The organism is Sulfitobacter sp. TBRI5, from assembly GCF_051013555.1.
Lineage (GTDB): Bacteria > Pseudomonadota > Alphaproteobacteria > Rhodobacterales > Rhodobacteraceae > JL08.
Genome location: NZ_CP112884.1, coordinates 2,034,695 through 2,057,237 on the forward strand (window position 1 = coordinate 2,034,695; position 22,543 = coordinate 2,057,237).

The window sequence follows — 22,543 nt, forward strand, 5'->3', positions numbered from 1 at the left end:
TCTTGGCGTTGCCGCAACCGTTAACGTTGTTTTTAGCGATCTGCGCCAGCAACGTCAGGTGCTTTCTGTGCGGCTTAGACGTTGAACTTGCAGGCCAAGGGGATATAGACAGCAGAACTTGGCCAGAAAGGCGAACTGCTCACATGACAATGCTAGGCACTTTTATCAAACCGATGCATCCGGAGGGCCGGAAATTCGTGGCTATCTTTGCCGCAATCACGGTTTTTCTGTTTCTGCTGACGCCGGTTCTGGGATGGATTGGTGTCTTGCTAACGGTGTGGTGCTACTATTTCTTTCGTGACCCCGCACGAACGACACCGGTACGCGACGGGTTGATCATCAGCCCGGCAGACGGTGTCGTATCCCTGATCGAACCCGCCGTACCCCCAGCTGAGTTGGGCATGCCAGACGCGCCGCTGACGCGTGTCAGTGTTTTCATGAACGTCTTCAACTGCCACGTTAACCGCGCGCCGATTGGCGGCCGGATCGTCGCGGTGGCCTATCGCCCGGGCAAGTTTCTCAATGCGTCGCTGGACAAGGCAAGCGCGGACAACGAACGCAATTCGCTGTGCATTGAACTTCAAGACGGGCGCCAGATTGCAGTGGTTCAGATTGCCGGACTGGTGGCGCGCCGGATTGTGTGTTTCGTGGACAAAGGGCGCGCGATTGATACGGGCGAAAGGTTTGGCCTTATCCGGTTTGGATCGCGCGTGGATGTGTATTTGCCGGATGGTGTGGCCCCGATGGTCAGCGTCGGGCAAAGCATGGTTGCGGGTGAAACGGTTCTGGCGGATCTGGCGTCAACCGAAACAGCGCGCACCGCGCGGACGGGGTGAAGCATGTCTTTTGAAGGACCGCCCACTAAAACCGAAATGCCGATCGTTCAACTGCTACCCAATCTGGTGACGCTTGCAGCGATTTGCGCCGGGCTTACCGCCATCCGGTTCGGGTTTCAGGGCCAGTTTTCGACGGCCGTCCTGTTGATCCTTGCGGCTTGCGTACTGGATGGTATCGACGGGCGTCTGGCCCGTCTGCTGAATTGCGAAAGCCCCATGGGCGCCGAGCTAGACTCGCTTGCCGACTTTCTGAATTTCGGGGTGGCGACCCCCATTCTGATATATCTGTTTACCTTACAGGATATGCCAAAGGCGGGTTGGTTTGCCGTGCTGCTGTTTTCGGTCTGCTGCGTGATCCGTCTGGCGCGGTTCAATGTTGGCAAAAAGACAGACATTGATGCCAAGAACGGCAAATACTTTGTCGGGGTGCCGGCACCGGCGGGCGCGATGCTGATCCTGTTGCCGCTTTTCCTGTCGTTTCTGGATGATGACGGCGCGCATCTGCCCAACGAGGTGATATTCGTCTGGATGGCCACTGTCGGTTTGCTGATGATCAGCCGCATCCCGACCTATTCGTTCAAATTCATGACCGTATCGCGGGAAAACGTGAAGTATTTCCTGCTTGGCTTTGCCTGTGTTGTTGCGGCCCTGCTGAATTATCTGTGGCTTACCCTTTCAATTGTTGCTGCGGCTTATTTCGTCAGCGTCTTGTGGGCATGGCTTTCATCATGGCGCCGCGCCGCAGATTAGGCGCGCCAATAAAAAAGGCCCCGTTTCGCAACGGGGCCTTTTCTGCAAAGCGTTTGGTATCCCGGATTAGTTCGGGATGTCGCCTTCGATCCCTTCAACATAGAAGTTCATGCCAGCCAGTGTGCCATCATCGGCCACTTCGCCTTCGGCCAGCCAGTCGGAGCCGTCCTGTTTCTTGATCGGGCCTGTGAACGGATGGTATGACCCGTCCGCAATAGCGGCCTTCATTGCCAGCGCTTCGGCTTTCACGTCTGCGGGTACTGCATCGGAAATCTCGCCGATACCAACCATGCCCGGGCCAATACCGTCCCATGTGTCCATGCTTTCCCATGTCCCGTCCATCACGGCCTTGGTGCGCGCGATGTAGTAAGGTGCCCAATCATCGATAATGGATGAAACACGCGGGAACGGGGCATATTCGCCCATGTCCGAAGCCTGACCAAAGGTCACTACGTTGCCGGCTGCCTGCGCCGCTGCCTGAGGGGCTGTTGAATCCGTGTGTTGCAAGACCACGTCGGCGCCCTGTTCAATCAAAACCTTGGCCGCATCCGCCTCTTTTGCCGGATCAAACCAAGTGTAGGCCCAGATGATCTTGAATTCGACGTCAGGGTTTACCTTCTTGGCGTGGATATAGGCGCTGTTGATACCGCGGATCACTTCGGGGATCGGATAGGAGCCGATATAACCGATGATATTCGATTTGGTCATCTTTCCGGCAATGTGGCCCTGAATGGCACGGCCTTCGTAGAACCGCGCGGAATATGTGGAAACGTTGTCCGCGCGTTTGTAACCGGTCGCATGTTCGAATTTCACGTCCGGAAATTTCTTGGCCACGTTGATCGTCGGGTCCATGTATCCGAACGAGGTTGTGAAAATCAGATCGGCGCCGTCCAGTGCCATTTGCGTCATCACCCGCTCGGCATCCGGGCCTTCAGGAACACTTTCGACAAATACGGTTTCAACCGCATCGCCGAATTCTTCTTCGACAGCCAAACGGCCCTTATTGTGTTCATATGTCCAGCCGCCATCGCCGACGGGCCCGACAAAGACGAAACCGACCTTGGTCTTGTCTTGCGCCATTGCGCCGGTGGCCAGACCCAGCGCGACAACGGCACCGGTCAGGAGTTTTGTGAGTTTCATTTAGACTTCCCCATTTTGTAAGTTGGCCCCATGAACCGGGGCATCGTTGTGCCCCTAGTGTGAGGCGTGGAAATTACGGCCAAGCGAGGCAGGTGCGCTGCTTTTGTCCGCGGAAAGGATCACCAGAACCAGAATGGTTATCAGATACGGTGACATTGCCAGATATTCGACAGGAATGGCAACGCCTGCCGCCTGAAGATTCAGCTGAACCACGGTGACACCGCCAAACAAATAGGCACCCAGCAACGCCCGCCACGGTTTCCAGCTTGCAAACACCACCAGCGCAAGCGCAATCCAACCCACACCGGCCGTCATGCCCTCTGTCCACTGTGGCACCCGGATCAGGCTGATGTAAGCGCCGCCAAGGCCCGCGCAGGCGCCGCCAAACATGATCGCCATGAAACGGATGCGCACCACCTTGTATCCAAGTGCATGCGCGGCATCATGGCTTTCGCCGACCGCGCGCAGGATCAGACCGGCGCGGGTGAACTTCAGCATGGCCCACACGACAGCCGTCAGGGCGATGCCGAAATACAGGATCGGATCATGACCAAAAAGGATAGGGCCGATCACGGGCAGATCGCTGATCACCGGGATATCCAGACGTGCCGTGGGCGGCGGTTTGACACCGACATAGCCCTGACCCAAAAGCGCGGACAGGCCAAGCCCGAACAGTGTAAGCGCCAGCCCTGACGCCACCTGATTGGCCAGCGCCACTTGCGTCAACAGCGCAAACAGAACAGACAGTAGCGCGCCGCCGATTGCCGCGGCGAAGAACCCCAGTATCGGTGATCCGGTTTCAACCGCGATGGCAAAACCGCTGATGGCTCCGACGATCATCATGCCTTCGACACCCAGATTAAGCACACCGGATTTTTCGACAACCAGCTCGCCGATGGCGGCCAGCAGGATAGGCGTTGCCGCGACCATAAGGGATGCGATCAGAAGAACAGGATTGATGGCTGACAGGTCCATTAGGCAACCTCCCCTTGGCGCAACCGGATGCGGTAATTTGTCAGAAGATCAAAGGCCAGCAGGAAAAACAAAAGCATCCCCTGAAAGACCTGAATGGCGGCGGCGGGCAGTTGCAGATTGGATTGTGCGATCTCGCCGCCGATATAGGTAAGCGCCATCAGCAATCCGGCCAGCAAAACGCCCACCGGATGCAGCCGGCCCAGAAAGGCCACGATGATCGCGGTAAAACCGTACCCTGCGTTAAAGTCGATGCTGACCACACCGGATGGGCCCGACACTTCGAACAATCCCGCCAACCCGGCCAGCGCGCCGGATGCGCCCAGACAGAACAGGATCAGGCGCGCCGGGTTCACGCCGCCAAACCGTGCGGCGCGCGGCGCCTGACCTGTCAGTTTGATCTGAAACCCAAGCATGTGCCGGTTCAGCAGCACATAGGCGAAAATCACCGCGATAAAGGCCGCGACAACCCCCCAGTGCATACCGGACCCTGCGATAATCTCGGCATTATGCGCACTTTCATATTGTTGCAGGTTGCGACTGCCCGGAAAGCCGAACCCTTCGGGATTTTTCAGCAATCCCAAAGACATCGATGCCAGCAACTGTTCGGCCACATAAACCAGCATCAGAGAGACCAGAATTTCATTGGTGCCGAATTTCACCTTCAGAATCGCCGGGATCATTGCCCAGGCCCATCCGCCAAACGCACCACCAATCACCATCAGGGGAAAGATGTACCAGGCTTCCAGCGGATAAAAGGCAAGGCCCACGCCCGCGCCGACCAGAGCGCCGATAATGTATTGGCCTTCTGCACCGATGTTCCAAATGCCGGCGCGAAATCCCAGTGACAATCCGATGGCAATCAGGATCAGGGGCGCACCCTTGATCAGCAATTGCGGACGGTAGAAAAACGCGAATTCCCCAAACAGCGGATCCCAGAATATCGTTCGAATGGCGATAAACGGATTGTTCCCCAGCGCCCAGAACAGCAGGCCGCCAAACACCATGGTTGCCAGCACCGCCACGAGGGGCGTCGCCATCGACCATGCACGCGATGGCAGCGGGCGTTTAACAAGATGGATCATCGGGCACCTCCGGTGCTTCTTCTGTTCAGAAATATCCCCGCCGGAGGCGTCTTTGATCGGCGCCACTTCAGGTCAGTAACAGGCTCAAACATGGGCCACCTCCATCCCGTGGGCCCCGCCCATCATCATTCCGATCTCTTCCACGGTCAGACCCGCAGCAGGGCGGATATCAGACAAACGCCCTTCGTTCAGGGCAGCGAACCGGTCGGAAATTTCCATCAGTTCATCCAGATCCTGCGAAATGACAACCAGTGCTGCCCCGCCTGCGGCCAAATCCAGCAAGGCTTGCCGGATTGCAGCCGCCGCAGAGGCATCCACCCCCCATGTCGGCTGGTTCACCACCAGAACTTCGGGGCGCTGCAACACCTCGCGCCCGATCACGAATTTTTGCAGGTTGCCCCCCGACAGCGCCCGCGCCGCGTTGGCGGCACCCGGCGTGCGGACATCAAAATCCTTGATAATGCGCTCGGCAAATTCCTGCGCCTTGCCCCATTTCAGAAACCCGTTATTCACCAGCTTCTCGCGCACAGCACCTGTCAGCATGGCATTTTCGATCAGGCTCATATCGGGTGCTGCGGCATGACCCAGCCGTTCTTCGGGCGCGCTCAGCAGTCCCTGGCGGCGACGTTGCGCCGGCCCCATCTGGCCGATGCCAATGCCATGCATCTGCACCATGTCCGGATCTGTTCTGATCTCGCCAGACAGCGCGGCCAGAAGTTCGTCCTGCCCGTTTCCCGCAACCCCGCCAAGCCCCAGAATTTCGCCTGCCTGAACCGCAAAGCTGATATTCTTAAGGGATGTACCAAAGGCACCGGGGGATTTCGCGCTCAGGTTTTTCAGTTCCAGTGCGACCGCTCCCATGTCGCGCCCGGCACGTGTCGGCGTTTTCAGGATCGTGCCGACCATCATTTCGGCCATGTCGCGTGCGGTTGTATCGGCTGGCGTGCATTCGCCAACGACCTTTCCCAGACGCAACACGGTTGCATGGTCACAAAGCGCGCGGATTTCTTCCAGTTTGTGCGAGATATACAGAATTGCGGTGCCTTCGGCACTCAGCTTGCGCAGGGTCTGGAACAGGATATCGACCTCTTGCGGGGTCAGAACCGATGTCGGCTCATCCATGATCAACAGTTTCGGATCCTGCAGCAGGCAGCGGATGATCTCAACGCGCTGACGTTCGCCTGCTGAAAGATCACCGACAACACGGTAGGGATCAAGAGGCAGGCCATAGCGTTCTGACACGTCTTGGATCTGGGTGGCCAGATCCCGCATCTTTGGCGGGTTTTCCATGCCCAGGGCGATGTTTTCGGCCACGTTCAGCGCATCGAACAGCGAAAAATGCTGGAACACCATCGCAACACCGCTGGCGCGGGCTGCGCGCGGTTCGGGGGGCGCAAAATCGGCTCCGTTCATTTCCATCGTGCCGCTGTCGGGTTTGACAAGGCCATAAATCATTTTGACCAGCGTTGATTTTCCGGCTCCGTTTTCACCCAGCAAGGCGTGGACCTCGCCAACACCGATGTCAAAAGACACATCGCTGTTGGCCACAACACCGGGATAGGCCTTGGTCAGCCCGCGGATACGCAGCAGGGTATCGGATGGTTTCTTTGTCACGCGCGTCTCTCCTGTCGGGAGGTGTCATTTCGGTTTTCTGTTATGAAATCAGCGGCTACGCCAATCGCGATCCGCGCCGGATGTTTACCCAGTTCCGGGTCCCCGATCGGGCATGTGATCGCGTCGATCTGCGCCGGGCTGTGCCCCAGCGCGGCAAGCCGTTTGCGAAACCGTGCCCACTTGGTTTTCGATCCGATCAGGCCACAGAATCCAAAGCCCCGCAGCAACAGGCGATGACACAGTTCCAGATCAAGCGTGTGGGAATAGGTCAGGATCAGATGGCTTGCGTCCTCTGGGGCGTGTTCAGCCAGACGGGCCGGATCGGCCGCGGGCACAACGCTTATATGATCAGGGATGTCCGCTGGAAACCGGTCTGCGCCGGTGTCGATCCATGTCATTGCCAGATCGGGCAGGGGGGCCAGCACCGCGACGATCGCGCGGCCCACATGCCCTGCACCCCAGATCCAAACGCTGCGTTCGGCGCGATGTGCAGGCTCGATAAACCATCCCTGAACCAGTTGTGGCGTAGGACGGACCCCTTGATTGCGCGCGTCCGCCAACATCCGTTTTACGGCCAGTGGCATGTCGCCCGGTCCACGCGCGATCACTTCATTGTCCAGCGTTTCAATCCGTGCCGCATCGTAAAATTCGGTCAACACCCGCACCGCACCGCCACAGCATTGGCCCATGTCGGGGCCCAGCGCGTGGCGGGTCAACGTGTCGCTGGTCAAATTGCGGCTGGCGCGGGCCAGTTCGTATTCCAGCGCTCCGCCGCCGATGGTGCCGGATTGCCCGTCCGCCCAAACCAGCATGGCGGCGCCGACTTCGCGCGGAGAAGATCCCTTGACCTCGGCCAGCACGATGCGGGCCACGTGCCCGTGGCGTGCAACCGCATCGCGCAGGGATTGTACGTCAAACGCCATTCTGCACCGCCTTGAGCGTGCTGAAAACACACTCTGCAGTTGCCGGCGCATCCAGTGCCGGATACCGGTCGCCGCTGGTGCTGATGGCATCGCTCAGCGCCATGAATGCCGATATCCCCAGCATAAAGGGCGGTTCGCCGACTGCCTTGGACCGGTACACCGTATCCTCGCGGTTTTCTGCATCCCACAATGCGACATTGAACTGGTCGGGACGATCCGAACAGGCCGGGATCTTGTAGGTCGATGGGGCGTGGGTGCGCAATCTGCCCTGATCGTCCCAGACAAGGTGTTCCGTCGTCAGCCAGCCGGCCCCCTGCACATAAGCGCCTTCGACCTGCCCGATATCCAGTGCAGGGTTCAAGGATGCGCCTGCATCATGCAGGATATCGGCCCGCAATATCCGGTTTTCACCGGTCAGGGTGTCGATCACCACTTCGGTCACAGCCGCGCCATAGGCAAAATAGAAAAACGGCCTGCCCGTGCCCTTGATCCGGTCCCAGTCCAGATCGGGTGTCTTGTAAAACCCGGTGGCCGACAGGCTGATCCGGTTCTGATAGGCCAGCATTGCCGCCTCGGCAAAGGTATAGCGCGTGCCGCCCACATGCACATGACCATCTTCAAACCGGACCTGTTCTGACGTGCTTTGATGCAGTTCGGCCAGAAACGCGCTCATCCTGTCGCGGATCGTGTCACAGGCCGCCTTTACCGCCATACCGTTCAGATCACTGCCCGAAGAGGCTGCCGTTGCCGACGTGTTGGGCACTTTGGCCGTATCCGTGGCCGTGATCTTGATCTTGTCCACATCCACTCCGAACCGCGCGGCGGCCACCTGCGCCACCTTCTGAAACAGACCCTGACCCATTTCGGTGCCGCCGTGGTTCATGTGCACCGATCCGTCCTGATAGACATGCACCAGTGCACCCGCCTGATTAAGATGGGTCAGGGTAAAGGAAATCCCGAATTTCACCGGTGTGAGCGCAATGCCTTTCTTCAACACGGGGCTCGACGCGTTCCATTCGGCAATGGCCGCGCGCCGGGCTTCATAATCCGAGGATGCGACCAGTGCGTCGGTCATCTCGTGCAAGATGAAATCCGTGACCGGCATGTGATAGGGTGTTGTCTGCGCTTCTGACCCTTTGGTTTTCATCTTTTCGGAAATACTTCCGCCGGAGGCATCTGTGCTCAACTCCCGCGCCGCCTTGTAATAGTTCGCGCGCCGCACGGCCAGCGGGTCCAGCCCCAGATGGTGGGCGATATGGTCAATCACACGTTCAATTCCCAAGACCCCCTGCGGCCCGCCAAATCCGCGAAAGGCGGTGGCCGACTGGGTGTTGGTTTTCAACCGGTGGCTTTCAATCCGTGCGGCCGGCAGATGATAGGCGTTGTCCGCATGCAGCATGGCGCGGTCTGCCACCGGAAGCGACAGGTCCAGCGCCCATCCGCAGCGCGCGTATTGCACGAATTCAACACCATCGATGCGCCCCTGATCGTCAAACCCGGCGCGATAGGAAATGCGGAAATCGTGGCGTTTACCTGTTATCACCATGTCATCGTCGCGGTCATAGCGCATCTTGCATGGTTTGCCGGTCAGCTTTGCCGCAACCGCACAGGCGACGGCCAGCGCGTTACCCTGGCTTTCCTTGCCGCCAAATCCGCCGCCCATGCGGCGTGTTTCAACCCGTACGCCGTGCATCGGAACGCCGATGGCATTGGCCACCTTGTGCTGAATTTCGGTGGGGTGCTGGGTTGAGGAGTGGATCAGCATATCGCCGTCTTCCTGCGGCAACGCCAGCGCTGCCTGACCTTCCAGATAGAAATGTTCCTGCCCGCCCATTTCGATGGTGCCATCGATCCTGTGGGCCGCATTGGCTATGGCGCTGTTTGCATCGCCTTTGCTGTAGATGCGTGGCCCGTCTTCAAAGATTGATCCTGCTGCAATTGCGTCGTCGATGGTCAAAACGGGTTTGGTTTCTTCGTAAGTTACGTCACCCAACCGGGCCGCCTTGCGTGCGGCCAGATGGCTGGTTGCAACCACGGCGAACAAAGGCTGGCCGACATAGTGCACAGTGCCTGTGGCCAGTAATGGTTCATCATGAATGGACGGCGATACATCATTCTCAAACGGCAGATCATCGGCTGTCAGCACGGCGACAACGCCCTGTGCCGCACGTACGGCGGACAAATCCATCGATGTGATCTTGCCCTTGGCGACCTTACTCAGACCAAAAGCCAGATGCAGCGTGCCCGACGGGGTCGGGATATCGTCGACATAGCGCGCCGCCCCTGTCACATGCAGGCGCGCGGCGTCGTGGGGCAGGGGCTTGGCAACACTCATGATGTTACCTCAAGCACGGATGTGGCTGTGCCCTGAGCTTCGTTGAAATACCGTACCAGCATGTTTTTCGCGGTTTCCAGCCGGTATCCCGCCGAAGCGCGCATATCGCTGAGCGGTTCGAAATCCTGCGCGAATGCGGCGGTAGCTGTCTGGATCGTGTCTGTCGTCCAGGGCTGGCCGATCAGGGCAGCTTCGACACGGGCTGCGCGTTTTGGAATTCCTGCCATCCCACCAAATGCGATTCTGGCGGATTTGATCTGTCCGTCTTCGGCCGAGATGTTAAAGCATCCGCAGACGGCTGAAATATCCTGATCAAACCGTTTGCTCAGCTTGTAACAGCGCAGCCTGTCCTGGCCGCGCGGGATAATGATCGTTTCCACAAATTCGCCCGGTGCGCGGTCCTGCTTGCCATAATCGACAAAGAAATCTTCCATCGCCATTTCGCGCCGCACATCCCCTTTGCGCAGAACAAGCGTTGCGCCGATCGCGATCAGGGCCGGCGGGTTATCTCCGATGGGGGATCCGTTGGCGATGTTCCCGCCCAGAGTGGCCGCATTGCGCACCTGTTCGGATCCGTAGCGCCGGATCATTTCGGCGTAAGACGGGTAATGCAATTGCATGGTTTCGCCAAGTTCCGTCATGGTCACAGCGGCCCCGACGCGGATCGTGTCATCGGTAATGTCAAACCGCTTCAGATCCCAGCAGCGGTTCAGAAACGCCACATTCCCCAGATCCCGCAATTGTTTTGTGACCCACAGGCCAACATCCGTGGCCCCGGCGATCAATGTGCCGTCGGGGTGTGCCTGATACCACGCCGCCAGCGCATCGCTGCTTTCCGGGGCAAAAGCTTGCGGTGACGCGTCCAGCGTTTCGGGCTGGTCGTCCAGCCACTCTGGCGGGTCTGCATCTTCGACAGATTGCGCGGCACGGATGATCGGGGCGTATCCGGTGCAGCGGCACAGGTTGCCCGCCAGAACGTTGTCATGATCCGTGCGTTCCTGCGTATGACCGACCACCATCGATGTGATAAAGCCCGGCGTGCAAAACCCGCATTGTGATCCGTGGCAGTCGATCATGGCCTGTTGGACCGGGTGCAATTCACCGTTTGATCCCTGCATGCCTTCGACCGTGCGTATGGCACGGCCGTGCAACTGGGGCAAAAACAGGATGCAGGCGTTCAGTGCCTTGTGGCCCCTGTCATCGACAACCATCACGGTGCAAGCGCCGCAATCGCCTTCATTGCAGCCTTCTTTTGTGCCGGTCAGGCCCCGGTCTTCACGCAGCCAATCCAGCAATGTCATGGTGGGGTCCACACCCGACAGCGCAACAGGACTCCCGTTCAGAAGAAAAGTAATGTCCACTTTTGAAACTCGTCGCTTTACCCCGTTGGACTTACAGCAGCAGACGATCCTTTGATGCGACGTAAAAAGATGTCTGTGTCTTGTTTTTGTTCTCTCACGTTAGGGACCGATAGGGCAATCTGGCAAGAAAAACATATCAGCCGCGGGGCCATCTTGTTCGATCCGGTCGAACGCGCAGGCGCTGGTTTGGGCAATTAGTCGCTTGAAAACAGGTATTTGCCGCTTTCGCAATTATTTGTGAAATCAACAGCACTTTCTTGAAAAGCGGAATAATCAGAGAAACTTTCCTGTGTGGCTTCCTTTTTTGAACATGCCCCTTTCGTTCGGACGACCGTCCGGGATAGCGTGCTGTCATGTCAGACAGCCCCCGATTCATCCACCTGCGCGTTCACACCGAATACTCCCTTCTGGAAGGGGCCGTGCGGTTGAAAAAGCTGCCTGATCTGTGCCGCGCAGCCCAGATGCCGGCCGTTGCGATCACCGATACCAACAACATGTTTGCCGCGCTCGAGTTTTCCGTTGCGGCCAGCGGTGCGGGCATCCAGCCGATTATCGGGTGTCAGGTGGATCTGGCCTATCAGATTACCCTGCCCGGTGAACGGGTCAAACCACCTGCGCCGCTTGTGTTGCTTGCTCAATCCGAGGTCGGATACGAAAATCTGATGAAGCTGAACACCTGCCTGTATGTCGGCAAGGGGGATCAGTTGCCCCAGGTCACGCTTGAGGAGCTTGAGGCGCATTCAAAAGGTCTGATTTGTCTGTCCGGTGGGCCTGACGGACCTGTCGGACGGTTGTTGCAAGCCAATCAGCGCCCCGCCGCCGAGGCGCTGATGACGCAACTGGCAAAGATGTTTGATAGCCGCCTTTATGTCGAATTGCAGCGCCATCCGGGGGAAGACGGGCAACCTGAAAACGAACGGCTGACCGAACGCGGGTTTGTTGAAATGGCCTATGCGATGGATCTGCCGCTGGTGGCGACCAACGATGTCTATTTTCCCAAATCAGACATGTACGAAGCCCATGATGCGCTGATCTGCATTGCCGACGGCGCTTATGTCGATCAGCAACAGGATCGCCGCCGCCTGACCGCGCAGCATTATTTCAAATCCCAGCAGGAAATGGTGACGCTGTTCGCTGATTTGCCGGAAGCGATTGAAAACACGGTCGAAATCGCGCAACGCTGCGCGTTTCAGGCTTATCGCCGTGATCCGATCCTGCCCAAATTCGCCGATGACGAGGTCGAGGAATTGCGACGGCAGGCGCAGGACGGGTTGAAAGAACGCCTTAAGGTTATTCCCCACGCGGCCAGCGTGGAAGAGTATGAAAAACGGCTTGAATTTGAGCTGGGCATTATCGAGGGCATGGGCTTTCCCGGCTATTTCCTGATCGTTGCCGATTTCATCAAATGGGCCAAGGATCACGATATTCCTGTCGGTCCGGGGCGCGGGTCCGGTGCGGGATCGCTGGTGGCTTATGCGTTGACCATCACCGATCTGGACCCGTTGCGCTATTCGTTGCTGTTTGAACGGTTTCTGAACCCTGAACGTGTCAGCATGCCTGATTTCGATATCGATTTCTGTATGGATCGCCGCGAAGAGGTGATCCAGTACGTGCAGGGCAAATACGGGCGTGATCGCGTGGGTCAGATCATCACGTTCGGGGCGCTGCTGTCCAAGGCGGCGGTACGTGACATCGGGCGCGTGTTGCAGATGCCTTACGGGCAGGTGGATCGTCTTTCCAAGATGATCCCGGTCGAAGGTGTCAAACCCGTCAGTATCGAAAAGGCGCTGAAAGACGAACCGCGCCTGCGCGAAGAGGCCCGCAACGAAGAGGTTGTCGCGCGGTTGCTGGAATATGGCCAGCAGGTCGAAGGTTTGCTGCGCAATGCATCAACGCACGCTGCCGGTGTCGTAATTGGCGACAGGCCGCTGGATGCGCTGGTGCCGCTCTATCAGGATCCGCGATCCGATATGCCTGCGACGCAGTTCAATATGAAATGGGTGGAACAGGCCGGACTGGTCAAGTTCGACTTTCTGGGTCTGAAAACCCTGACCGTGATCCAGAATGCGCTGGACCTGATCAAGGCATCGGGGCGGCATCTGCACATCGCGGCGGACGGGACAGAGCTATATGACCCGCCCGAAGTTGCGATTGACGATATCGGGGCGATCCCGCTGGATGACGAGGCATCTTACAAGCTTTATGCCGCAGCCAAAACGGTTGCGGTGTTTCAGGTGGAAAGTTCAGGCATGATGGATGCCCTGAAGCGGATGAAACCCACCTGTATTGAAGATATTGTGGCGCTTGTGGCGCTGTACCGGCCCGGCCCGATGGAAAACATTCCGACCTATTGCGAGGTCAAGAACGGGTTGAAGGAACGGGAGAACCTGCACCCCACTATTGATCATATTCTGGACGAGACCCAGGGCATCATCGTTTATCAGGAACAGGTGATGCAGATCGCGCAGGATATGGCGGGCTACAGCCTTGGCGGTGCCGACCTGTTGCGCCGCGCGATGGGCAAGAAAATTCAGGAAGCGATGGATGCGGAACGTCCCAAGTTTCTGAAGGGATCGGCCGTAAACGGGGTGGATGAACCCAAGTCGATCGAAGTCTGGAACCTGCTGGATAAATTCGCCAATTACGGGTTCAACAAATCCCACGCCGCCGCCTATGCCGTTGTCAGTTATCAGACCGCTTGGCTCAAGGCGAACCATCCGGTTGAATTCATGGCCGGTGTGATGAACTGCGATCTTCATCAGGCCGAAAAGCTGGCAGTCTATTTCGAAGAAGTGCGCAAGGGGCTGAACCTGCCGTGGGTGCCGCCTTGCGTCAACCGGTCTGAACCGACGTTTACTGTGGTTGACGGGGCGCTGGTATATGCGCTGGGCGCGTTGAAGAACGTTGGCGTCGAGGCGATGAAACTGATCACCGAAGGCCGTCGCGTTGACGGTGTGGAAAAACCCTTTTCCACATTGTTCGATCTGGCGCGGCGGGTTGATCTGAAGCGGGTCGGCAAACGCCCGCTGGAAATGCTGGCACGCTCGGGTGCTTTTGATCAACTCGACAGCAACCGCCGCCGCGTCTTTGATGCGCTTGATCCCCTGGTTGCCTATTCGGCGGCGATCCATGAACAAAAGGCATCAAATCAGGTGTCGTTGTTTGGTGAAGCGGGCGATGATCTGCCCGAACCGCGCCTGATGCCGGTAGAAGACTGGTTGCCGGCCGAACGTCTGAACGAAGAATTCAAGGCCATCGGGTTTTATCTGTCCGGCCACCCGCTGGATGACTACATGGGTCCCTTGAAGCGCAAGGGCGTGATGACGCTGGACGATGTTCGGGCGCGCGCTGAAAGCGGGCCGCATCTGGCCAAAATGGCCGGCGTTGTGGCGGGGCGGCAGGAACGAAAATCGGCCCGCGGAAACCGTTTTGCCTTTGCGCAGCTTTCAGACACCACCGGCGCCTACGAAGTGACGCTGTTTTCGGATACGCTTGAACTGGCGCGGGATCATCTGGAAACCGGATCAAAGGTTGTGATCACCGTCGAGGCGACGATGGAAAGCGACCAGTTGAAATTGCTGGGCCGTTCGGTCGCGCCGATTGACGCGGCTGTCGCCGATATCGGCGGCATGGGCCTGCGTATTTTCGTTGATGACCCCGCCGCGATCACATCGGTTGCATCGGTTCTGGATGGTGCGATCAAGGCGACGAAAACGGGCAGCAAGGGGCCGATACAGTTCTGTCTGATGAACCCTGAACTGCCCGGAGAAGTCGATATTGATCTGGGGCAGGATTTTCCTGTGACGCCGCAGATCAAGGGCGCCATCAAAAGCCTTGGCGGCGTTCTGGAAGTTGAGGAAATCTGATCTACAGCCGCCGTTTTTTGCCTCAGGATGGACAAAACAGCGGGTTTTAGGCTAAACACCCGCCTTGTTAACCACAAAAGTGGGACCTGGGGTGTATCAAAAAGCAATTCTTGCGTCCGTTTGTCTGGCGCTGACAGCCTGTGGCGATCCGCTTGCGGATTTTGAACGGCTTTCGGATGTGCCCTTGGCCGAAGACCCGACCGGCGCCCAGATCGTAACTCATGAAGCAGACACGCCGCCTGCACTTTTCGGCGGGCTGTTTTCACGCGCATCCGCAGACACCGCAGCAACGGAAAGCGATGCTTCGACGGCAGGCGACACATTTTTGCTGGTCCGCAGCACTGCGGATGCGTCTGAGGTACCTTTGGGCAGCGCGCTGCCATTCGGGCAGGTGGCCAGCGTCTGTGCCGCCAAGGGCACGAAACTGGGAAAAGAGATCGACAGGTTCCCAAAACGCGGATCAGGCTATCGGCTTTATGATACGAACCCGACAACAACAGCGCCGCGCACCTTTTATGTGACGGGTTTTCGTGACGGCTGCCCGCGCCAGTTTACCGCCGCGCTGGCCATTTTCGGGGCTCCGTCGATGCATGAACAATTGCGCTATGGCCTGCCGAGTGACGAATACCCCTATAGCGACACCGACAAGGCTTATGAGGGGATCAAGGCCAGAATGTGCGGCAAACCGAAGGGCAAACCCTGCGGTTCCAGAATCAAATCAGTTGAACGCAACACGGTATTCATCAGCACCTATGAACGGTTTGGGGATACGGCGCGCTGGTCCGATATGCTGGTTCACAACGGTGCCGTTCTGGCCAAAACGATCAAATCGAACTGAACATTCAGTAATGCGGCGGCTTTTCGTCGGCCAGCGCCACAGCGCCGGTTTCAGAGGCTTCACGCTCGCCCTCGCGCTGCATCAACATGGCAACGCGGCGTGTCAAGGCCGCAATTTCCGTTTCCTGCCGCGCGACAACGTCGCTTAGATCATCCAGCGCGCGGGTCAGGTGGGCAATCTGTTCTTCTAGATGTTGCATCTGCGGCGCTTAACATAGCGCTGCGCCACCGCCAAGTGGGCGCGGATATGCGCCAGCCTGTTGCTCCTGCGCGCCCCATCCGGTAGAGGGCGAGGCGAACCAACCCCCGCAAGGACCAGAGCATGGCCAAGGTTAAAAAACAGCCCCGCCCCAAGGCCGAACCGCCCAAGGGATTCCGCGACTATTTCGGGGCCGAGGTTACGACCCGTGCCGATATGCTGCGCCAGATTGCCGAGGTCTATCATCGCTATGGTTTCGACGCGCTGGAAAGCAGCGCTGTGGAAACGGTAGAAGCGCTGGGCAAGTTCCTTCCCGATGTGGACCGCCCCAATGAGGGCGTTTTTGCATGGCAGGAAGATGGCGATGACAGCGGTGACTGGCTGGCGCTGCGCTATGATCTGACGGCCCCGCTGGCGCGGGTTTATGCCCAGCACCGCAATGATCTGCCAACCCCCTACCGCCGCTATGCAATGGGCCCCGTCTGGCGCAATGAAAAGCCGGGGCCGGGGCGGTTTCGCCAGTTTTACCAATGCGATGCGGATACGGTTGGCAGTGCGTCCATGGCTGCGGATGCCGAAATTTGCGCCATGCTGAGCGATACGTTGGAGGCTGTCGGTATCCCGCGCGGGGATTATGTGATCCGCATCAACAACCGCAAGGTTTTGAACGGGGTGATGGAAGTGGCGGGTGTTCTGGACCCGTCCGATCCTGAAAAATTCGCGCATGAACGCGGTATCGTGCTGCGCGCGATTGATAAGCTGGACCGGCTGGGCATTGACGGTGTGCGTGCGCTTTTGGGTGAAGGGCGCAAGGACGAAAGCGGTGATTTTACCAAGGGGGCGGGACTTGCTGAACGACAGGTAGACCTAATCATGTTGTTTGTCTCTGCTTCAGATGCCGTTGCGGGAAAACTTAAAGCAAATGCGCAGGGCTGGGACGGTCACAACTTACTGGAAAAGGGTTACACTGATGCAAGTGAACAAAAATCTGGATTTGCGTGGAATATTGAAGTCGTAAACCACCTGAGTGTGATTGTTGGCAATTCAACCACAGGGCAGCAAGGCGTCGATGAACTTGAACAGATCGCCGGTCTTCTCGCCGCCCAAGGCTACGGCCCCGACCGTATCATCATCGACCCGTCTGTTGTGCGCGGCCTTGGCTATTACACCGGCCCCGTTTACGAGGCTGAACTGACCTTTGACATTCAGGATGAAAAGGGGCGCACCCGGAATTTTGGATCGGTCGCGGGGGGCGGGCGTTATGACGATCTGGTCAAACGCTTCACCGGTCAGGAAGTGCCTGCAACCGGGATTTCCATCGGGGTGGACCGTCTGTTGGCGGCGCTGCACGCCAAGGGACGGATTGAAACAGCGGCGCAGGGGCCGGTGGTTGTGACCGTGATGGATCGTGACCGGATGGCCGATTATCAGGCCATGGTCGCCGAGTTGCGCCAGGCCAATATCCGCGCCGAAGTATATCTGGGCAATCCGAAGAATTTCGGCAACCAGCTGAAATATGCAGACAAACGCGCCAGTCCGGTCGCCATTATCGAAGGTGGCGACGAAAAGGAAAAAGGCGTTGTGCAGATCAAGGATCTGATCCTTGGCGCGAAGATCGCACAAAACGCGACACTGGAAGAATGGAAAGAACGCCCCAGCCAGTTTGAAGTGCCGCGCGACCAGTTGATCGCAAAGGTGCGCGAAATATTGGACGGCCAGGGCTGATGCCCTCCCGCGCCGCCACATTGGCCCGCGCCGCGGATTTGCGCGCGCGGTTTGAAACGGCAGGGGCCGTGCCAGTGGAAACGCCTATCCTGCAACCGGCGGGCACCTTGCTGGACCTATACGGAGAAGACATCCGCGCGCGGGCTTATGTCACGTCTGACGCATTGCGCGGCGAACAGATGTTGCGGCCTGATTTCACCGTGCCGGTGGTGCAGATGCATATGGCCCACGGGGCGGAACCGGCGCGCTACACCTATGCGGGCGAAGTGTTCCGCCGTCAGGAACAGGACCCCGACCGCCCCAATGAATATGTGCAGGTCGGATACGAGGTGTTCGACCGTGCCAATCCGGCAGGTGCGGATGCCGAAGTGTTTGCCCTGATCGCCGACATTCTTGCGCCTTTGTCGCTGCGTGCGGTGACAGGCGATATCGGCTTGCTGATGGCTGCCGTGCAAGGCTTGCAAACAAGCGATGCGCGCAAGGCGGCGCTGCTGCGCCATATCTGGCGCCCGCGCCGGTTTCGCGCCCTGCTGGATCGGTTTTCAGGCAAAACGCCTGCCCCGAAAACACGCAGCGCATTGTTGAAGAAAAAAGACCCGCTGGCCAAATCCGGCCCAGTGATCGGGCTGCGCAGCGTGCCCGAGATCAAGGCGCGCATCGCCGCCCTGCGCGAAGACGCGGCCACAGCGCCGATTTCAAGCGGCGAGGTGGAGTTGATCGACGCGGTTCTTGCCGTGCGTGAAACATCGCATTTCGCGCTGGAGCAATTGCGCGATATTGCGGTTGATCTGCCCGCCATCGGCGCTGCCGTGGGGCGGATGCAGGAACGGCTGGACGCGCTGGATGCACGCGGTATCCCGATCGGACAACTGGAATTCGATGCCAGCTATGGCCGCACGCTGATGGAATATTATGACGGGTTCGTTTTCGGGTTCTATGCCGCAACACGCCCCGATTTGCCTGCGGTGTCCAGTGGCGGGCGCTATGATGCGCTGACGCGGCAACTGGGGCAGGGTGCGGAAATTCCCGCCGTCGGCGGCGTCATGCGCCCGGGTCTGATACTGGAACTGGAGGCGGCGACATGAGCGTCAAGCTGGGTGTGCCGTCCAAGGGACGGTTGATGGAAAAGACCTTTGACTGGTTCGGCAAACGCGGGATTATCCTGTCGCGCAGCGGATCCGACCGTGAATATGCGGGCGCAGTGGGCGGCATTGACGGGGTTGAACTGGTATTGCTGTCTGCGGGCGAAATCCCGCGTGAACTGGCCGCGGGGCGCATCCATCTGGGCGTGACCGGCACCGATCTGGTGCGCGAAAAACTGGCCCGCTGGGAACAGCAGGTCGAAGAGGTTGATCCGCTTGGCTTTGGCGAGGCGGATCTTATTCTGGCGGTGCCCAAGGCGTGGGTGGATGTGGATACGCTGGATGATCTGGACGGGGCGGCGGCGGCGTTTCGGGCCGTGCACGGTTTCCGGATGCGGATTGCCACCAAATACCATCGCCTTGTGCGTGACTTTCTGCGCGATAATGGCGTGGCCGATTATGCGCTTATCGACAGTCAGGGCGCGACCGAAGGCACCGTGAAGAACGAAACCGCCGAAGCGATTGCCGATATCACGTCGACAGGTGAAACCCTGCGCGCCAATCATCTGAAACTGCTGGGCGACGGGTTGATCCTGAAATCACAGGCAACGCTGTTTCGCAGCCGCACGGCACCATTGTCGAACGCGGATCGCAAAACGCTGAAATCCCTGATGGATCAATTGGGCGCCTGACGCCTAAAGCACCCCGATTTCGGCCAGCGCGCGGTTCAGTTCCGGTGGCAGAACCTCTTCGTTCTTGCGCCCTTTGGGCAGGTCGGGCGGCGCGTCGCCGGGCGGCAGATAGCGCCAGCCCTGAAACGGACGTTTAATGGCCGACTGGGTGCGGTGCAACTCAGGCTCCAGCACGATGGCGCAGCGCCGGATGCCATCCTGACCGATCACCTCGTCCAGCCGCAGGATGCGCTGGCGGCACTGGATCAGCCCCTTGATCACCCAATAGATCGATCCGCCGTTCAGGATCTCGGCCTCGCGTTTGGGCCACATGCGGGTAACGTGGCGCGGCAAACCATCGGTGGTCTGCGCCCGCTTGGTGCGGTGCCAGTCGGCCAGATCCTCGACATTTTCGGTGCCGACCGACAATTTTATAAGATTTACGTACTTATCCACAGAGTCGTCCCCAAGCCACACCCCATATAGTAGGTCATTCCAGAGCCAGTGCAAACTGTTGTGCAGATTGGCCTGTTCGCGGTAAGGTGTACGCCCGCCATCCCGAAGGAATCGCCCGATGACCCGTTTCGCTGCCCCCATTGCCGAGCAAATCTGGGATATGAAGTACCGTTTCAAGGACGGTGACGGCACGCCGCGCGATCTGACAGTGGAAGACACTTGGCGCCGGATTGCCCGCGATCTGGCGCAGGTCGAGGACGACCCGAAGGCGTGGGAAGACAAGTTTTACGCCGCTTTGGAAGATTTCAAATACCTGCCCGCCGGTCGTATCACCGCCGGGGCGGGCACGGCGCGGCGCGTGACCCTGTTCAACTGCTTTGTCATGGGCACGATCCCTGACAGCATGGGCGGCATTTTCGAAATGCTGAAAGAAGCGGCGCTGACGATGCAGCAGGGTGGCGGCATCGGTTATGATTTCAGCACCATCCGCCCCAAAGGCGCCGATGTTCTGGGCGTTTCGGCGGATGCATCCGGCCCGCTTTCGTTCATGGATGTGTGGGATGCGATGTGTCGCACGATCATGTCGGCGGGCAGCCGCCGCGGCGCGATGATGGCGACGATGCGCTGCGATCACCCCGACATTCAGGATTTCATCACCGCCAAATCCGATCCGGCACGGTTGCGCATGTTCAATGTGTCGGTTCTGATCACCGATGCATTCATGGACGCGGTCAAGACCGACGGCCCCTGGGATTTGCAGTTTGATGGCAAGGTCTATCACACGGTTCAGGCGCGCGATCTGTGGAACCGGATCATGCAATCGACCTATGATTATGCCGAACCGGGCGTGATCTTTATCGACCGGATCAATGCGGCCAACAACCTGAACTATTGCGAAACCATCGCCGCAACAAACCCGTGCGGGGAACAGCCGCTGCCGCCCTATGGCGCCTGCCTGCTGGGATCGATCAACATGGCGCGGCTGGTATCGGAACCGTTCGGGGAAAATGCCGCGCTGGACGAAACCGCGATGACCGATCTGGTCGCCACCGCCGTGCGGATGATGGACAATGTCGTGGATGTGTCCAAGTTCCCGCTTGAGGCGCAGGCGCGGGAAGCACAGGCCAAACGTCGGATCGGGCTGGGTGTGACCGGGCTTGCCGATGCGCTTTTGATGGTGGGTTTGCGCTATGGTTCGGACGAGGCGGCGCGCCAGACCGAGGACTGGCTGCACGCGATCGCCCGCGCCGCCTATCTGGCGTCAGTGCAACTGGCCAAGGAAAAGGGCGCATTTCCATTGTTTGACGCGGAAAAATATCTTGCGACCGGCCATATGCAGGCGATGGACGATGATGTGCGCGATGCAATCCGCGCACATGGTATCCGCAATGCGCTGCTGACCAGTATCGCGCCGACCGGAACGATCAGCCTTTATGCGGGGAATGTCAGTTCCGGGATCGAACCGGTCTTTGCCTATGCCTACACCCGCAAGGTGTTGCAAAAGGACGGTTCGCGCACGCAAGAGGAAGTGGTGGATTACGCGGTGCGGATGTGGCGCGAGAAATTTGGTGATGCGGATCTGCCGGAGTATTTCGTGAACGCCCAGACACTGGCGCCTCTGGATCATGTGAAAATGCAGGCGGCGGCGCAGAAATGGGTCGATTCATCGATTTCCAAGACCATCAACTGCCCCGAGGATATTTCGTTCGAGGCGTTCAAGGACGTCTACATGGCGGCGTGGGACAGCGGGTGCAAGGGATGCACCACATACCGGCCGAATGATGTGACGGGATCGGTTTTGAGTATTTCTGGACAAATGAAGGATTTGCCGGACCTCGCAACATCTGCCGAGCGGTTGAAATGGGCGCAGGAAAAGGCGGGTTTCAAAACACAGAAAGAAGCGGCTGAAGCCATTGGAGTTGCTCGCAGCAGGTACTCCAACTGGGTAACGCCGAATGTCGACCAGCAGTTATCCAAGGAGGGCGCAGAAGCTGTTGCAAACGCATTTAACATCGATGCTGGTTGGCTTTTGTTTGGATCAAATGATGCCCCCGAAGTCATCACCTCGGACCCGGGCGAACCGCAGCAGCCGCATGGCGATGTGATCTACATGTCCGAACCGCTGGACCGGCCCAGCGAGCTTGAGGGCAACACCTACAAGGTGAAATGGCCCGACAGCGAACACGCGCTGTACATCACAATCAACGATATCGTCATCAATGGCCATCGCCGTCCGTTCGAAGTGTTTATCAACTCCAAGAATATGGAACATTTCGCGTGGACCGTGGCGCTGACGCGGATGGTGTCGGCCGTATTCCGGCGCGGCGGGGATGTATCTTTCGTGGTGGAGGAACTGAAAGCGGTGTTTGATCCGCGCGGTGGCGCGTGGATGGGGGGCAAATACATCCCGTCCATTCTGGCAGCGATCGGCGGCGTGATCGAACAGCATATGATCGCGACAGGGTTCATCGCCGGCGAAGGCATGGGGCTGAAGGTGGACCCGAAGGCCAAGGTTGTGGGGCTGGATGCGCCGCGCGGCAAGGCGTGCCCGAGTTGCGGCCAGTTCGAAATGCACATGCAGGAAGGGTGCATGACCTGCGGCGCCTGCGGCCATTCCAAATGCGGATGAGGGCAATGTGACAGACCTGAACCTCACGCCGCATTAAGGCATCCGCGCAACACCTTTGATTT

General features: G+C 58.6%; 17 protein-coding genes. 8 read left to right on the forward strand and 9 right to left on the reverse strand.

All coding sequences use genetic code 11. From position 1 onward, the window contains the following. The first annotated feature begins 143 nt into the window (after nt 1–143). A complete protein-coding gene (locus OLX72_RS10240) occupies nt 144–836 on the forward strand; it encodes a phosphatidylserine decarboxylase (protein WP_114871303.1) in 693 nt (230 codons plus the stop codon). Nucleotides 837–839: 3 nt separating this feature from the next. Continuing rightward, on the forward strand, nt 840–1,586 hold the full coding sequence (pssA, locus tag OLX72_RS10245; protein ID WP_114871302.1) for a CDP-diacylglycerol--serine O-phosphatidyltransferase: 747 nt from the start codon (nt 840–842) through the stop codon (nt 1,584–1,586). 66 nt (nt 1,587–1,652) lie between these two features. On the opposite strand, the gene OLX72_RS10250 is transcribed toward pssA, so the two are convergent. The 7 genes from OLX72_RS10250 to xdhA form a co-directional block, all read right to left on the reverse strand. Beyond that, nucleotides 1,653–2,726, reverse strand: coding sequence for a BMP family ABC transporter substrate-binding protein (locus OLX72_RS10250; protein ID WP_114871301.1), 1,074 nt, complete (start codon nt 2,724–2,726; stop codon nt 1,653–1,655). A 54-nt stretch (nt 2,727–2,780) separates the two neighbouring features. Next, a complete protein-coding gene (locus OLX72_RS10255) occupies nt 2,781–3,701 on the reverse strand; it encodes an ABC transporter permease (RefSeq protein WP_114871300.1) in 921 nt (306 codons plus the stop codon). After that, nucleotides 3,701–4,783 carry an ABC transporter permease gene (locus OLX72_RS10260; RefSeq protein ID WP_433990408.1) on the reverse strand — a complete coding sequence of 361 codons (1,083 nt, stop codon included), beginning with the start codon at nt 4,781–4,783 and terminating at the stop codon, nt 3,701–3,703. Before OLX72_RS10260 ends, OLX72_RS10255 begins: the two co-directional genes overlap by 1 nt. Nucleotides 4,784–4,867: 84 nt before the next feature. Further along, a complete protein-coding gene (locus tag OLX72_RS10265) occupies nt 4,868–6,397 on the reverse strand; it encodes an ABC transporter ATP-binding protein (RefSeq protein ID WP_114871298.1) in 1,530 nt (509 codons plus the stop codon). Then, nucleotides 6,394–7,320 (reverse strand): xanthine dehydrogenase accessory protein XdhC, encoded by a 927-nt coding sequence (gene xdhC, locus OLX72_RS10270; RefSeq protein ID WP_114871297.1) that lies wholly within the window; start codon nt 7,318–7,320, stop codon nt 6,394–6,396. Before xdhC ends, OLX72_RS10265 begins: the two co-directional genes overlap by 4 nt. Further along, entirely contained in the window at nt 7,310–9,655 is a 2,346-nt protein-coding gene (xdhB, locus tag OLX72_RS10275; RefSeq protein WP_114871296.1) for a xanthine dehydrogenase molybdopterin binding subunit, read from the reverse strand. Before xdhB ends, xdhC begins: the two co-directional genes overlap by 11 nt. Continuing rightward, entirely contained in the window at nt 9,652–11,016 is a 1,365-nt protein-coding gene (gene xdhA / locus OLX72_RS10280) for a xanthine dehydrogenase small subunit (RefSeq protein ID WP_433990409.1), read from the reverse strand. Before xdhA ends, xdhB begins: the two co-directional genes overlap by 4 nt. 353 nt (nt 11,017–11,369) lie before the next feature. Here xdhA and dnaE point away from each other — a divergent pair, with 353 nt between their 5' ends. Together dnaE and OLX72_RS10290 are read left to right on the forward strand one after the other, a co-directional pair. Further along, nucleotides 11,370–14,882, forward strand: coding sequence for a DNA polymerase III subunit alpha (gene dnaE / locus OLX72_RS10285; RefSeq protein WP_433990410.1), 3,513 nt, complete (start codon nt 11,370–11,372; stop codon nt 14,880–14,882). Between the two features lie 91 nt (nt 14,883–14,973). Further along, a complete protein-coding gene (locus tag OLX72_RS10290) occupies nt 14,974–15,720 on the forward strand; it encodes a hypothetical protein (RefSeq protein ID WP_114871293.1) in 747 nt (248 codons plus the stop codon). A gap of 4 nt (nt 15,721–15,724) precedes the next feature. Here the strand turns inward: OLX72_RS10290 and OLX72_RS10295 are convergent, their stop codons facing one another. Continuing rightward, the gene (locus tag OLX72_RS10295) at nt 15,725–15,919 is read right to left on the reverse strand and encodes a SlyX family protein (protein WP_114871292.1); all 195 of its coding nucleotides are present in this window, start codon (nt 15,917–15,919) and stop codon (nt 15,725–15,727) included. Between the two features lie 122 nt (nt 15,920–16,041). Here OLX72_RS10295 and hisS point away from each other — a divergent pair, with 122 nt between their 5' ends. From hisS to hisG, 3 genes are read left to right on the forward strand one after another with little or no spacing between them, the layout of a single operon-like run. Beyond that, a complete protein-coding gene (hisS, locus tag OLX72_RS10300) occupies nt 16,042–17,643 on the forward strand; it encodes a histidine--tRNA ligase (protein ID WP_114871291.1) in 1,602 nt (533 codons plus the stop codon). Then, on the forward strand, nt 17,643–18,728 hold the full coding sequence (locus tag OLX72_RS10305; RefSeq protein WP_433990411.1) for an ATP phosphoribosyltransferase regulatory subunit: 1,086 nt from the start codon (nt 17,643–17,645) through the stop codon (nt 18,726–18,728). Before hisS ends, OLX72_RS10305 begins: the two co-directional genes overlap by 1 nt. After that, nucleotides 18,725–19,417: an ATP phosphoribosyltransferase gene (gene hisG / locus OLX72_RS10310; protein ID WP_433990412.1), complete on the forward strand. Its 693-nt coding sequence runs from the start codon at nt 18,725–18,727 to the stop codon at nt 19,415–19,417. The genes OLX72_RS10305 and hisG overlap by 4 nt, the downstream gene beginning before the upstream one ends. Nucleotides 19,418–19,420: 3 nt before the next feature. On the opposite strand, the gene OLX72_RS10315 is transcribed toward hisG, so the two are convergent. Next, entirely contained in the window at nt 19,421–19,852 is a 432-nt protein-coding gene (locus OLX72_RS10315; RefSeq protein ID WP_433990413.1) for a DUF1489 family protein, read from the reverse strand. 118 nt (nt 19,853–19,970) lie between these two features. On the opposite strand from OLX72_RS10315, the gene OLX72_RS10320 reads away from it, so the two are divergent. Further along, nucleotides 19,971–22,481: an adenosylcobalamin-dependent ribonucleoside-diphosphate reductase gene (locus tag OLX72_RS10320; RefSeq protein ID WP_114871288.1), complete on the forward strand. Its 2,511-nt coding sequence runs from the start codon at nt 19,971–19,973 to the stop codon at nt 22,479–22,481. Nucleotides 22,482–22,543 lie beyond the last annotated feature (62 nt).